This is a genomic window from Mycobacteriales bacterium, assembly GCA_035533475.1.
Lineage (GTDB): Bacteria > Actinomycetota > Actinomycetes > DATLTS01 > DATLTS01 > DATLTS01.
Map to the genome: position 1 here is coordinate 1 of DATLTS010000033.1, position 13,510 is coordinate 13,510.

Genomic DNA, 13,510 nt, shown 5'->3' on the forward strand with positions numbered 1-13,510 from the left:
CCCCTGTTACTCTGCATCTACGAGGTGCCTCTCTGCGAGGGTTGTTGGACTCTTCGACAAGCCCATTTTCCCTTGCAGGGCAGGCACTTTCGGCTTCTCAACCCCCGTGTCGCGCGACTTCCCGTGAAAGATCGAGGCTAGGCGGCGCCCAGGGTCGAGTGCATCTCCCAGACCAGCAGCTCGGCCGGTTCGATGGCCCGGACCCGGTGGCCGCCGGTGGCGGTGAATCGCACCGCGTCGCCCGCGGTCAGCGACCCCACGTTCTCCAGCTCAACGGCCCCGCGCGCCACGAACAGATGGACGAATGGCGCGTCGGGAAGCCCCAGCGCGTCACCGACGTTCATCCGCGCGGCATGCAGCGTGGCGTCCTTGTTGCCGATCCGGATCGCCGAGTCCGCGGCATGACGCGCCATGCCGGACGCAACCGGTACCAACCCCCGGCGCAGCAGCGCGTCGTCGATCTCCAGCTGCTCGTACCCCGGGGTGACGCCGCTGCGATCCGGCACCACCCACATCTGAACGAAATGCACGGGCTCGCTGTGGGGTGGCCCGCCGGCCAACAGCCAGGAGTCGTTCTTCTCCGAATGCAGGATCCCACGGCCGGCGCTCATGCGCTGCGCGAGTCCCGGGTAGATGACGCCGGCGTGGCCGGTGGAGTCCTGGTGGACGAGTGAACCCTGGAGCACCCAGGTGACGATCTCCATGTCCCGATGCGGGTGGGTCTCGAAACCGGTGCCAGGGGTCACGATGTCGTCGTTGTTCACCAGCAGCAGCCCGTGATGGGTATTGGCCGGGTCGTAGTGCCGGGAGAACGAGAACGAGTGCTTCGAGTCCAGCCAGGCCAGCTGCGTCTGGAACCGCTCGTCGTGGCGGCGGACGTCCACCGCGGGGGGACCCGGCATCGGCTCGGTCATCGACACTCCTCTGCGGGAATCGGCTGGGGTCAGTCCCGGTCCGGCCCGCGGCTCGGCTGGCGTCGCCCCGGTCCTTCCCGACGGCGCCCCCAGGCCGTCACCATCGGCGACGTGGCGAGGTCGAGTCTGCCACTGGCGACGTTGGAAAGATGCCGGTCCATGTCCTCGGCGGTCGCCCATCCCCGGGCCAGCAGCGCATCGCGGATCTGCTGAATGGTGGAGGCCTCCAACGCGTTCCTCCGTCGGTGGTCATCCGCCCCATCATGGCGCCCCGCGCCGTCGCCGGCGACGGGCAGATCCGACCCGCGAGCTGCGGGACGGTCGGCGCTGTTAGCCTCGCCGCGAGAGCGACCCCCGTCCGTGTGCGGTTCGGCTGGAGGCGGTCATGTCCACGCCCGGCTCGGGCCGGCGCCGACCGGTGCTCCTCGCCGCCGGGCTGGCGCTCGTGCTCGCCGCCACCGGCATCGGGGTGGGGTTGGCGCTGGCCTCCGGCCGGTCGCCCGGCCGGCCCGGCGGCCGACCCGCACCGTCGCCCACCAGCGTGGTGACACCGGCCACGCCGAGCAGTTCGCCCGCCAGTGCCGGGCTGTTCGCGCAGACCGCCTTCAACGGCTGCACCCCTTCGGTGGGTAGCCAGCTCCTCGCGCGCAGCGTGCTGACCCAGGCCGTCTGCCGGGGCCCGGACGTCGCGGCCAAGGTGGGGGCGCAGGAGGTGTACTACGCCCGGTTCCGGTCCTACGCCGACCTGAACAGCTGGTTCACGCGGCAGGTGCTCGCCCGGAACCGGATCAGGGCCGGTCGCGGGTACTGCCCGACCGGGGACCTGGTCACCGCCGCGGTCAACAGCTACTGCGAGGGCACGTTCACCGACAGCAGCGGGGCGCTCGCCAACGAAACGATCATCGTCGCCGCGAGCACCGAGAACAGCTCCTTCGGGGGCAGCGGAGACCCGGTCACCTTTTGCCGGCGGCTCCTCGCCGGCGACTTCAGCAGCTACACCCTGCTGATCTGGACCGCGCCGTCAGACACGGCGGCCGGTGTCGCGCTCGCCTGCCAGGCCAGCCTCGCGGGGACCAGCGGGTTGGAGCAGCATCTGCTCAACGGGGACCTCGACCTACATCCCTGAGCAACCGAACGGATCGAAACCGGCCCACGATCGCGCTGTGCCAGGATGGCCGGAGACCGCCGACAGGGGGAGGTCCGTGACCTTCGCTGCTTCGCGCCGCCTCCGGCGACGCGATCCGGAAAGGCACGCCCTCCGGTGGCGGAACCGGCCCGGCCGGCTGATCGCGGCGGGTGGCCTCCTGCTTGTCGTGGCCTTCTGCGGCTGGCTGCTCATCTCGCTGTTCCTCACCGACCGGAACACCCGCTCCGCGGCGCTGGACATCCGCTCCGACCTGAACAGCTACCACGCCGCGCTGCTCAACGGGAACACGAAGCTAGCCGATCAGTGGCTCTCTCGGGCGGAGGGGAAGCTCGCGTCGGCCGACCACGGCGCGGCCGGACGTTCGCTGCGCATCGCGGCGCATCTGCCGGTGCTGTCCGGCGCCGTGTCCGACCTGCACAGCCTGCTCGGCTCGGCCGACCTCGTCGTGCGATCCGCCCAGCAGGTGATTGCGCTCTACGGCCAGCTGACCGGGACGAAGGGGCTGTTCCACAACTCCCAGTTCGACCTGCCGGCGATCGGTCGGGCCAGCCAGCAGGCCCGAGAGATCGGCGCCGAGCTGGCCACCGCCCGGCAGCTCCTGACCCGGGTACACGGCGGGTTGTTCGAGGGAGGGGTGACCAGCGCCCGCGCGCGCGCCCTCGAGCAGATCGACAGTGTGGACGGGGAGATCCGCAGCCTGGTCGACCTGTTCTCCGCGCTACCCGACTTCGCCGGCGCGCACGGGCCGCGAACCTACCTGGTGGTCATCCTCAACCCGGCGGAGGAACGGTTCGTCGGCGGGGCGCCCCTGGGGATCGCGGCGCTGCGGTTCACCCGCGGGCGCCTGGACATCGTCAACGCCGGGCACACGTCCGATCTGACCGGCGCCAACACCGCCACGAGCTGGCGGCCGGTACCCGGCGATCCCTGGTTGCCCAAGCTCGACGGCAAGGTCGTGACGAGCATCGTAAATGCCGATGTGGACCCCGACTTCCGAATCTCGGGCGAGGAGTTGTCCCGGGCCTACGAGGCGCAGTTCGGCACCACGGTCGACGGCGTGATCGCCCTCGACCCGCAGGCTCTCGCCGACCTTCTGGTGGCGGTCGGGCCGATCCACGCGGTGGGCTACGGGACGCTGACCAGCCGGAACCTCGTGCCGGTGCTCATCGGGGCCAGCTACCGCAAATTCGATCCGGCGCTGCGGCACCGGCTCGACAACCTCGTCATGTCCACGATGGTCTCCGAGCTCGCGCGTGGCGGACACCTGCTGAGCAAGTTCCGCGCCCTGGCCGTGGCCGCGCCCGGACGACATCTCCAGCTCTATTTCCGGGACCCGGCACTGGAGACGCTCGTTCTCGACCATCACATGGGCGGCAAGCTCCCGGTCACCACCGGGGATTTCGCGGCCGTCTACTCGCAGAACGACAACGGCAGCAAAACCGACTTCTACCAGTTCCGCACCGTGAGCACGGTCGTCAACCTCCTCCCCGACGGCAGTGCGCAGATCACCCGGCTCGTCGCGCTGACCAACCTCGCCCCCCGCTATCCGGGTCGAGGCCGCGACCCGGGCGGCGGCTACCTCACCGGCTGGAACACCGATTTCATCGCCAACTACCTGCCCCGCCGGGCCGAGACGATCGGCCTGTCGGTCAACGGGGTCGCGCACCAGCCGCTCGAGCTGCTCGATGACGGCTACATCGCCACCGAGCAGTGGGTTCGAGTGCTCCCGGGCCAGACCTCCCTCCTCATGCTGACCTACCGGCTCCCGGACGCCTTGACCCGGACCGGCCCGGCCAGCTGGGTGTACTCGCTCGAGCTTCCGGTGCAACCCACCGTGCATCCGACCCACCTGATCGTGCGGGTCACGGCACCGGCGAACCTGCTGCTGGAGCCGGCGCCCGGGTGGTCCGTCGCCGGCAACGAGGCGACGCTGGAGCAGGCGCAGCTCAGCGACGTCCAGCTCGCGCTGCCGATCGCCGCCCGGCCCCTGAGCCTGCCCACGAACAGCGGACCGCAGCCGGCCGGGCGACTCTGACCGCCGCCGGCGCGGGGCCGGCCGGATGTGCCCAGCCGGCCAGCGCGCTTCGATGCACCACCCGGCACGGGCCCGGTCGGCCGGGGCTGCGATGCTTCCGCGGGGAGGGAGCGTCCGTGGGAGAGCAGATCAGCCCGGGTCAGCGTTTCCTTGACGGCGACGTCTGGGCGAACGCACCGCGTGACTCGCCACACATCTGGAACACGTTGGGGTACCGCCGCACGATGTGGGAACCCGGGACTACGACGATCGAATGGCAAGCCGCCGAGGACTACTGCTTCCCCACCGCGGACGGCCCAGTGGTCCAGGGTGGGCTGGTGACCGCACTGCTCGACGCGGCCATGGGCGGCGCCTGCTGGACCGTGCTCGACCGCGACCAGGTGTTCCTGACCGCGGACCTGCGGGTGGAGTTCCTACGGATGTCACGACCCGGATCGCTCCGGGCCACCGGCAGCGTCGTGCGGCGCACCCAGCGCGTCGTGTTCTGCTCGGCCGAGCTCCTCGACAGCTCCGATCACCTGCTCGCCACGAGCCGCTGCACCCAGATCGTGCTGCCCGGCGCCGGCCCGGCCGGGCGGTCCGGGCCGGCCGACCGGACCGGTGCCCCACCGGATGACGCTCGGGGCTGAGCAGCCCACCGATCACCGACCCCGAGGTGACCCATGCAGGACACCCTGGCCGAGCTGGCCGAGGAAACCTTCGACCGGCTCGGTGACCACGAGGCACTGTGGTTCGAAGGGCGCGCGCACCGCTCCGGTGAGCTGTTCGCGCGGGCCCGCCGGGCGGCGGCCGGGCTGGTGCGGTGCGGCATCCGCCCGGGCGATCGGGTGGTCATCCTCATGGCCAACTGCCCCGAGGTCGGCATCACCTACGGGGCGGTGTGGGCGGCGGGGGCGGTCGTCACGCCAGTCGTGTTCCTGATCACGCCGACCGAGCTGCAACACATCCTCGTCGACTCCGAAGCCGTCGCCGTCGTCACCACCACAGAGCTGCTGACCACGGTCGTGACTGCGGTCGAACACAGCCCGACCGTGCGCTGGGTGATCGTCGCGGGGCCCACCCCGGAACCGGCCCCGGAACCAGCGTCGGAACCGGCGTCGGCCCGGGTCCCGGCCGGGTACGACGTCGTCGCGTTCGGCGAGCTCGAGGCGGAGGCGGAGGGCGCGATCGTCGACCGGGTCGGCAGCGATCTGGCGACGCTGATGTACACCGGCGGCACGACCGGGCGCTCGAAGGGGGTCATGCTCACCCACCAGAACCTGCTCTTCTGCGCCCGCAGCGCCCACGAAGCCTCGTACGTGCCCGGCGTCACCCGCGGGCTGCTGCCGCTGCCGCTCTCGCACGCCTACGGGATGATCGTGTACGTCGTCGGTCTGCACGCCGTCGAACCCGGCTTCAACGTGCTCCAACGCTGGTTCGACCCCGTCGAGTGGATCCGGCTCTGCGCCGAACATCGCATCCAACGCTCCAGCCTGGTGCCGGCCATGCTCCAGATGCTGCTCGCCCAACCGCTCGAGGAGGCGGATCTCGGCGCGCTGCGTTACGTCGGCAGCGGCGCCGCGCCACTCGCCCGCGAGACCATCCTCGAGTTCGAGCGACGGGTCCCCAGCTGCCAGGTGCTCGAGGGGTACGGCTGCACCGAGAGCGCAGCCGTGATCTCGGTGACCCGACCTGGTCAGCGCCGGATCGGCAGCGTAGGAACACCGATTCCCGGCTACGACATTCGTATCCTCAACGACGGCCTCCTCGACCTCCCGATCGAGCAGGACGGCGAGATCTGCGTCCGGTCGCCGGGGGTCATGGCCGGCTACTGGCGCGCGGACGATGCGAACGCTGCGACGCTGGTCGACGGCTGGTTGCACACCGGGGATATCGGCCACCTCGACGCGGACGGCTACCTCTACGTCGTCGACCGGAAGAAAGACCTGATCATCCGGGGCGGCTTCAATGTCTACCCGCGCGACGTCGAGGACGTGCTGCTCGCCCATCCGGCGGTGGCGATGGCCGGCGTCGTCGGCCGGCCGGACCCCCGACTCGGCGAGGAGGTCGTCGCCTTCGTCGCGCTGCGTCCCGGTGCCGAGGCGACGCCCGAACAGCTGCTCGGCTTTGCCCGGGATCGGCTGGCGTCCACGAAATACCCCCGGGAAATCCACCTGCTCGACGCGGTCCCGCTGACCAGCGTCGGCAAGCTCGACCGCAAGGCGCTGCGCGGTCGGCTCACCGACGGTTCAGGACGGCCAGGCGGCGGAGACGAGTAGTCCCCCGTCGATCACCACGCACTCGCCGGTGATCCACGACGCCTCCGCGGAGAGCAGGAAGGCGACCAGCCCGGCCACATCCTCCGGCGTGCCGAGTCGCTTCGTCGGGTAGGCCGCCGCCGCCTGTTCCTCCCGACCCTCGTACAGGGCGCGGGCGAACTGGGTCTTCACCACCGCGGGCGCGACCGCGTTCACCCGGACGTCCGGCCCGAGCTCCTGGGCAAGTTGGCGGGTCTGGTGAATCAGGGCGGCCTTGGTCATGTTGTAGACGCCGAGAAAAGGGCCGCTGCGCAGGCCACCGATCGAGGCGACGTTGACGATCGACCCACCGTGGTCGCGCAGTCCGGCGTTCCACACCTGCTGGGTCCACGCCAACGGGGCGAGCACGTTCACCTCGAAGGTCTTCCGCACGACACCGGGGTCGACCTCGGTCAACAGGCCGAAGTGCGGATTGACCGCGGCGTTGTTGACCAGCAGGTCGATCCGGCCGAACCGGTCGAGCACCGTGGCCACGGTGGCCGCCTGATGCTCCGGGTCGTCGGCTCCTCCCCGCACGCCCAGCACGACTTCCTCGCCACCGAGGTCGTGGACCGCGCGATCGAGCTCTTCGGCCTTCCGAGCCGTCACGGCGACCCGGGCGCCCCGGCTCACGAGCTCCCGGGCGACGGCCAGGCCGATGCCGCGCGTGGCACCGGTGACGATGGCAACCTGGCCGCTGAAGTCGCTGCTCACGTAATCCTCCTGACTCGGGGGCGTCATCACGACCCTGTGACGCTAAGCTGGGCGGGCGCCCGGGCGTCGCGGGCATTCTGGCGGAACGAGAGTAGGCCGCATGTCTAGGTCCGGTGTTTTCCGCGGCAGCCGGGTCGGTGCCGGGCGAAGCGGGGAGCCGGATCGAGGAGCGCTCGAACCGCGCTACGAGGTGACCTACTGGTGTTCCTCCGGGCACCAGTCCCAACCGCACTTCGCGTCTACCGTCGCCGCCCCCGACGTGTGGCCGTGCGACACCTGCGGGAACCCGGCCGGACCGACGGCCGAGGCGCCGCCCGCCGCGCCACCGCGAACGGTGGTGCCGAAGACACCGCTCGAGTACCTGCTCATGCGCCGCACCGAGGCCGAGGGAGACCAGCTGCTCGACGAGGCCCTCCAGGCGCTGCGCTCGCGCCGCCGCTGACCGCAACGGTGCCACCGGGGGGGGCGGGGCCGCCGGGGGGGCCAGGGCCACCGGGACCGCTTGCCGGGATCCGCGTCCTCGAATTCGCCGGGCTCGGGCCGGCGCCGCTCGCCTGCACGTTGCTCGCCGACCTTGGCGCCGAGGTTCTCCGGATCGTCCGGGCCGGAGAACCGCCCGGTGGTGCGGACGGGCTGGCGCACGGCCGGCCGGCGCTGTCGGTCGACCTCAAGGATGCGGACGCGGTGCGCGATCTGCTCGGGATCCTCGACCGGGTGGACGTCCTCGTCGAGGGGTATCGACCGGGCACCCTCGAGCGGCTCGGGCTCGGGCCGGACGTCTGCCTGGCCCGCAACCCCCGGCTCGTCTACGCCCGGATGACCGGATGGGGTCAGTCCGGACCGCTGGCCGCCCGGGCCGGACACGACATCAACTACCTGTCGCTGACCGGGGCGCTGCACGCGATCGGCGGCCCGGACAAGCCGGTGCCGCCGCTCAATCTGATCGCCGACTTCGGTGGCGGCAGCATGTTCCTCGTCGTCGGGGTGCTCGCCGCGCTGCTGCACCGTGGGGTCGGCGGCGCCGGGCAGGTAGTCGACGCGGCCATGGTGGACGGCGCGTCCTACCTCATGACCATGCTCTGGCGGATGTTCGCGCTCGGGGCCTGGTCCGACCACCGGGCGGCCAACCTGCTCGATGGCGGGGCGCCGTTCTACGACAGCTACGAGTGCGCGGACGGCAAGTTCGTGGCGGTCGGGGCGCTCGAGTCACAGTTCTTCCGCGTGCTCGTCGAGCGCCTCGGGATGGAAGCCGTTCCGGCCCAGCTCGACCGGGCGTCCTGGCCGGCTCTGCGCAACGCGCTGGCGGCCGCGTTCCGGGCACGGCCCCGGGACGAGTGGGCCGCCATGTTCGCCGACCTCGACGCCTGCGTGACCCCCGTCCTCAGCCTGGACGAGGCGCCTCACCATCCGCATCTCGCCGCGCGCGGCACCCTGACCATGGTCGACGGGCAGGTGCTGCCGGCGCCCGCACCGCGCTTCTCGGCCAGCCCGACCGGGCGCCCGGAACCGTCGGCGGTTCCGAGCGCCGCCGACCTGCTCCGCTCCTGGGGCGTCGAGGGCTCCGCCGCCGACCCGGCATGACGGCCCGGGCGGGGGCCCCACTCGCCGCCGGTACCGGCTTTGGCACAGTGGTCCCCGCCGGGTACCGGCACGGATGAACGTCACGAGGAGGAACTGGCACGTGAGCGGTATCTGCGAAGGACGCGTCGTGGTCGTCACGGGCGCCGGCAACGGCATCGGCCGGGCGCATGCCCTGGCCTTCGCCGCGGAGGGCGCCAAGGTCGTGGTCAACGACATCGGCGGGAGCCGGGACGGCTCCGGAAGCTCCGCCGGACCGGCCCAGACCGTCGTCGACGAGATCGTCGCCGCCGGCGGCGAGGCCGCGGCCAACACCGACGACATCTCCAGCTGGGACGGCGCCGAGCGCCTCGTGCGCCAGGCGGTCGACACCTTCGGTCAGCTCGACGTCCTGGTCAACAACGCCGGGATCCTGCGCGACCGGATGCTCGCCAACATGACCGAGGCGGAGTGGGATGCGGTGATCCAGGTTCACCTCAAGGGGACCTTCGCTCCGGCCCGGCACGCGGCGGCCTACTGGCGGGACCGGTCCAAGGCCGGTGAGCAGGTCGACGGCCGGATCATCAACACGTCGTCACCGTCCGGACTGTTCGGCAACGTCGGGCAGACCAACTACGGCGCGGCGAAGGCCGGCATCGCCGCCTTCACCATCATCGCGGCGCAGGAACTCGGGCGCTACGGCGTGACCGTGAACGCGATCGCGCCGACCGCCCTGACCCGGATGACCGAAGACCTCCCCTTCGTGCAGGGGATGGCCGACAAGGCGAAGGAGGCCGAGTTCCAGCCGCTCGCCCCGGAGAACATCTCGCCGCTGGCCGTCTGGCTGGGCAGCCCCCTCTCGCGCGAGGTCACCGGGCGGGTGTTCTACGTCGTCGGTGGCTACATCTCGGTGTCGGAGGGCTGGGTCAACGGTCCGTCGGTCGATCACCAGGCCCGCTGGGAGCCCGGCGAGCTCACCGAGGTGATCCCCGACCTGGTTCGCAGCGCCGCCCCGAACTCGTCGATGCTCGGCACCCGCGGCTGAACCCGCTCAGCCCCGACGCCTGCTGACGGCGAAGGCAACCGCGCCCGCCACCGCCACGAGGACCGCGACCAAGGCGAGCCGATCCGCCCGCCAGACCCGAGACGGCTCCGGTACCGGCAGGTAGCCGCCGGGCACCGGGCGGTGCCCGTTCGCCGACGGGTTCCGACCCCCGTTGACCACCGCTTTCACACGGGTGGCCCCGCGCGCCGCCGCTCGCCGCGGGCTCACCCGGTCGGCGATCGCGTCGATCGTCACGGCGAGCTCGGCGCGGGTGGCCTCGATCTCCCGTTGGATCGCGGCCGGGTCCTGGGCTTCAGCCACTGCTCCTCCTCCGCGGGTCGGCCCGGACGACATTATCGATGGGCGACGAGGTTAGTCTTTCCGCTCGACGTCAGGAGCACACATGCCCCCCTCGGCCGGCCCGGCCGGAGCCCGGCCCGCGGTCGGCGACCGAGCCGGCGACTTCGTACTCCCCGACGCCGAGGGTCGGCCGACCGGCCTGTCGTCCTTCCGCGGCCGCAAGCTCATCCTCTACTTCTACCCGGCAGCGGCAACGCCGGGGTGCACGCGCGAGGCCACCGACTTCCGCGACCGGCTACCCGAGTTCACGGCGGCCGGATATGCGGTGGTCGGGATCTCGCCGGATCCGCCGGAGGCACTGCGCCGGTTCCGGGACAGTGCGGCGCTGACCTTCCCGCTACTCTCCGACCCCGACCACACGGTCGCCGCCGCCTACGGCGCATGGGGCGAGAAGCTCAACTACGGCCGGCGGACCGTCGGGCTGATCCGCTCGACCGTGGTGCTCGACGCCGAGGGCGTGGTCGAGGCGGGCTACCACAACGTCAAGGCCACCGGGCACGTCGACCGGTTGCGCCGCGACCTGCTCGGCTGAGGGTCGATCAGACCTCGGCCGGCTCGGCGGCCTCCGCCTGCGCCGGACCGCCGACCGCAAGCCCGGACCGTAGATCCCGCCGGTGGCTGGAGGCGATCGCCTTCACCGCGAAGGCGGCGGCCACCGAGATCAGCGGCACGACCGGCAGGACATAGCGATAGTCGAACTCCGCGGTCAGCGCCGGCATGGCGAGCAACGCGGCGGCGGACAGCCCGAGCACGGTGGCGCACGTCCAGCTCGTCCGGTCCCGCCAGCCCACCGCGATGCCCAACCCCGCAATGACGAAGAGCACGCCGAGCAGTGGGCCGGGGAGCGCGATCCAGCGCTGGTAGCGGATCAGGAACGCCGCGAGGGCGTGGTTGACCCGGGTGACCGGTGGGGTCCCGTGCGCGTACCAGGTGGTGTCGGCGAACGCGGTGTCCGGCGGCACGTACACGCGGTCCATCGGGATCTCGGTCGGCGAGTAGCTGAACGAGTACTGCTCGGTGGTGATGGCGTTCGGAAAGGTCGTCCGGTGCACCCGGAAGGCCCGCCACACGTCCGACCAGGAGGTTCGCAGATAGGTCAGCGGGTGCTGCTCGATGGCGTGTTCCGCGAAGCTCAGGGCGAGCGCGTTCTTGCCGTTGCTGAACGTCGCTCCGGGCAGCCGGTACAGCGGTGAGCCGGAGTGCCAGATGTACCACTCGGGCGACGGCCGCTGGGCTACCGGGGTCGCGTTGCAGAGGATCCGGTCAACGGCCGGCAGGTGCAGCGTCGGGCAGGTCGCGAAGGTTTGGACCCGGGAATAGAGGAAGATCCCGTCGCTGGAGAGCGTTCGGAAGCTGCCGTTGCTCGCATCGAACCAACCGGCGTAGGCGGTCAGCGGCAACACTAGGGCGGCGCCCGCGACGGCAAACCGACGCCACCCGATCCGCCGGGCGAGCAGGAACACCATGACCAGCCCGACCACGGGCAGCGTCGCCGTCCGGACCAGAAGCGCGGCGGCGAGCAGCAGACCGACGAGCGCGGCCGCCCAGAACGGCGGCCGTCGCCACCACAGGGCCAGGACGAGCGCAGCGACCCCCACCAGCATGGCGAGCAGGTCACTGACGGCGAGGTGCTCGAGTTCGATCTGGTAGGCGTCGAACAGGACCGGGAGGACCGCGAGCGTGGCCCCCCATCCGGGGAGCCCGTGCCGGCGCATCAGCGCGTAGAGCAGGGCGGCGACGGCTAGTCCCATGGCGTGCTGAAGCCCGGCGACGACTGCCAGATCGTGCGGTAGGGGCTGGAGCAGACGCAGGAACGCGGGATACCCGTCCGGTCGGATCCGGTACGGGCGGAGCCGGTGTGCCACCGCCATGTACTCGAAGGAGTCCCCGTTGAACCACAGCACCGGTCGATAGGCGAACATCGCAATGCCCCGGACGACCGCCGCCAACCCGAAAGCGACGAGAAACACGAGGTGGCCGCGGGGGCCGGGCAGAGCGCCGCGGAGCCTGCGGTAAGCCGCCGGCAGCCGCCGCCGAACCCGGCCAGAACGCCACCCAGACAGGTCCGGTCCTCCCTGCGCGGAGCCGGCTCGCACACCGCGCCGCGCTCACCCCTGCGAGGCCGACAGTTGGCCCTCAGGGTAACAGTGGCCGGCCTGGCCCCCGGGACGTTGGGCATATCCTCGGCAGAGACCCGTCGGAGGAGGAGGAATGGCCCGCCTGTGGACGCCCGCGGACCCGCAGGTGCTCTCGCTCCACTCCGACCCCCCGCTCGGCGAGACCATCGAGCTCAGCGTCGTGATCCCCTGCCTCGACGAGGCCGAGACGATCGCGACGGTCATCGGCAAGGCACGCGAGTCACTCCGGGCGCTCGACGTCGTCGGTGAGGTCATCGTCGCCGACAACGGCAGCACCGACGGCTCGACGGAGATCGCCGAAGCCGCCGGTGCGAGGGTGGTGCGGGTGCCGGTCCGTGGCTACGGCGCCGCCCTTCGCGCCGGTATCAGGGCCGCGCACGGTCGGTACGTGATCATGGCCGATGCCGACGACAGCTACGACCTGACCGCCCTCGAACCGTTCCTCGCCCGGCTCCGGGCCGGCGACGAGCTCGTCATGGGCAACCGGTTCCAGGGCGGAATCTCCGACGGCGCGATGCCGGCGCTGCACCGCTATCTGGGAAATCCAGCCCTGTCGTTCCTCGGCCGCCTGTTCTACCGGAGCCGGATCCGGGACTTCCACTGCGGGATGCGGGGGTTCCGCCGGGAGTCGATCCAGCGGCTCGACCTGCGCACCACCGGGATGGAGTTCGCCAGCGAAATGATCGTCAAAGCGACGCTGCACGACCTCAAGATCTCGGAAGTGCCGACGACGCTCCGCCCGGACGGGCGCTCGCGACCGCCGCACCTGCGCAGTTGGCGGGACGGCTGGCGCCACCTGACGTTCCTGCTGCTGTGCAGCCCGAGGTGGCTGTTCCTCTACCCCGGGCTGATCCTCATGCTGGCCGGCACCGGGGTGATGATCTGGCTTCTCCCCGCCACCCGCTATCTGGGTCACGTCGGCCTCGACATCCAGACGCTGCTCTACGCCGGCATCATGATCGGCATCGGCTACCAGGCCGTGCTCTTCGCGGTCCTGGGCAAGGTCTTCGCGATCACCGAGGGGCTGCTGCCGGCCGACGCCCGGATGACCTGGCTCCTGGCCCGGGTCCGGCTGGAGACCGGACTCCTGGTCGGAGCGGGGCTGGTGCTGGCCGGCCTCGTCGGGGCCGTCGTCGGTTTCACCAACTGGGATGCGCTGTCGTTCGGGCCGCTCGACCCGTCGAAATCTTTGCGGCTGGCGATCCCCTCGGCCACCGCGCTCACCCTGGGGGTCGAGACCATCCTGGCCAGCTTCTTCCTCAGCCTGCTCGGCGTCCGACGCGGCTCGGCGGACTAGCGTCACCGGCCGCCGCCGTCGCTCCCG

Annotated in this window: 14 protein-coding genes; 9 read left to right on the forward strand and 5 right to left on the reverse strand. The window is 71.3% G+C overall.

Annotated features, from left to right (window positions below; translation table 11 throughout):
• Positions 1-137: 137 nt before the first annotated feature.
• Together VNG13_07235 and VNG13_07240 are read right to left on the reverse strand one after the other, a co-directional pair.
• Positions 138-914 carry a pirin family protein gene (locus VNG13_07235; GenBank protein HVA60315.1) on the reverse strand — a complete coding sequence of 259 codons (777 nt, stop codon included), beginning with the start codon at positions 912-914 and terminating at the stop codon, positions 138-140.
• 29 nt (positions 915-943) lie between these two features.
• Positions 944-1,144 carry a hypothetical protein gene (locus VNG13_07240; protein HVA60316.1) on the reverse strand — a complete coding sequence of 67 codons (201 nt, stop codon included), beginning with the start codon at positions 1,142-1,144 and terminating at the stop codon, positions 944-946.
• A gap of 155 nt (positions 1,145-1,299) precedes the next feature.
• Between VNG13_07240 and VNG13_07245 the strand changes: the two genes are divergently transcribed.
• The 4 genes from VNG13_07245 to VNG13_07260 all read left to right on the forward strand — a co-directional run bounded on the left by VNG13_07245 (position 1,300) and on the right by VNG13_07260 (position 6,354).
• Positions 1,300-2,040: a hypothetical protein gene (locus VNG13_07245; protein HVA60317.1), complete on the forward strand. Its 741-nt coding sequence runs from the start codon at positions 1,300-1,302 to the stop codon at positions 2,038-2,040.
• Positions 2,041-2,116: 76 nt separating this feature from the next.
• Positions 2,117-4,096 carry a DUF4012 domain-containing protein gene (locus tag VNG13_07250; GenBank protein HVA60318.1) on the forward strand — a complete coding sequence of 660 codons (1,980 nt, stop codon included), beginning with the start codon at positions 2,117-2,119 and terminating at the stop codon, positions 4,094-4,096.
• 116 nt (positions 4,097-4,212) lie between these two features.
• Positions 4,213-4,725, forward strand: a complete 513-nt coding sequence (locus VNG13_07255) for a PaaI family thioesterase (protein HVA60319.1) — start codon at positions 4,213-4,215, stop codon at positions 4,723-4,725.
• A 33-nt stretch (positions 4,726-4,758) separates the two neighbouring features.
• The gene (locus VNG13_07260) at positions 4,759-6,354 is read left to right on the forward strand and encodes an AMP-binding protein (GenBank protein ID HVA60320.1); all 1,596 of its coding nucleotides are present in this window, start codon (positions 4,759-4,761) and stop codon (positions 6,352-6,354) included.
• On the opposite strand, the gene VNG13_07265 is transcribed toward VNG13_07260, so the two are convergent.
• A complete protein-coding gene (locus VNG13_07265; protein HVA60321.1) occupies positions 6,325-7,086 on the reverse strand; it encodes an SDR family oxidoreductase in 762 nt (253 codons plus the stop codon). The genes VNG13_07260 and VNG13_07265 overlap by 30 nt on opposite strands.
• A 100-nt stretch (positions 7,087-7,186) precedes the next feature.
• Here VNG13_07265 and VNG13_07270 point away from each other — a divergent pair, with 100 nt between their 5' ends.
• From VNG13_07270 to VNG13_07280, 3 genes are all read left to right on the forward strand, one after another.
• Positions 7,187-7,528, forward strand: coding sequence for an RNA polymerase-binding protein RbpA (locus VNG13_07270; GenBank protein ID HVA60322.1), 342 nt, complete (start codon positions 7,187-7,189; stop codon positions 7,526-7,528).
• A gap of 8 nt (positions 7,529-7,536) precedes the next feature.
• Positions 7,537-8,667 carry a CaiB/BaiF CoA-transferase family protein gene (locus VNG13_07275; GenBank protein ID HVA60323.1) on the forward strand — a complete coding sequence of 377 codons (1,131 nt, stop codon included), beginning with the start codon at positions 7,537-7,539 and terminating at the stop codon, positions 8,665-8,667.
• 100 nt (positions 8,668-8,767) lie between these two features.
• Positions 8,768-9,688, forward strand: coding sequence for an SDR family oxidoreductase (locus VNG13_07280; GenBank protein ID HVA60324.1), 921 nt, complete (start codon positions 8,768-8,770; stop codon positions 9,686-9,688).
• Positions 9,689-9,694: 6 nt separating this feature from the next.
• Here VNG13_07280 and VNG13_07285 read toward each other — a convergent pair whose 3' ends face one another.
• On the reverse strand, positions 9,695-10,009 hold the full coding sequence (locus VNG13_07285) for a DUF3618 domain-containing protein (GenBank protein ID HVA60325.1): 315 nt from the start codon (positions 10,007-10,009) through the stop codon (positions 9,695-9,697).
• Between the two features lie 82 nt (positions 10,010-10,091).
• Here VNG13_07285 and VNG13_07290 point away from each other — a divergent pair, with 82 nt between their 5' ends.
• Positions 10,092-10,580: a peroxiredoxin gene (locus VNG13_07290; GenBank protein HVA60326.1), complete on the forward strand. Its 489-nt coding sequence runs from the start codon at positions 10,092-10,094 to the stop codon at positions 10,578-10,580.
• 7 nt (positions 10,581-10,587) lie between these two features.
• On the opposite strand, the gene VNG13_07295 is transcribed toward VNG13_07290, so the two are convergent.
• The gene (locus tag VNG13_07295; protein HVA60327.1) at positions 10,588-12,018 is read right to left on the reverse strand and encodes a hypothetical protein; all 1,431 of its coding nucleotides are present in this window, start codon (positions 12,016-12,018) and stop codon (positions 10,588-10,590) included.
• A gap of 241 nt (positions 12,019-12,259) precedes the next feature.
• On the opposite strand from VNG13_07295, the gene VNG13_07300 reads away from it, so the two are divergent.
• On the forward strand, positions 12,260-13,483 hold the full coding sequence (locus VNG13_07300) for a glycosyltransferase family 2 protein (protein ID HVA60328.1): 1,224 nt from the start codon (positions 12,260-12,262) through the stop codon (positions 13,481-13,483).
• Positions 13,484-13,510: the final 27 nt, after the last annotated feature.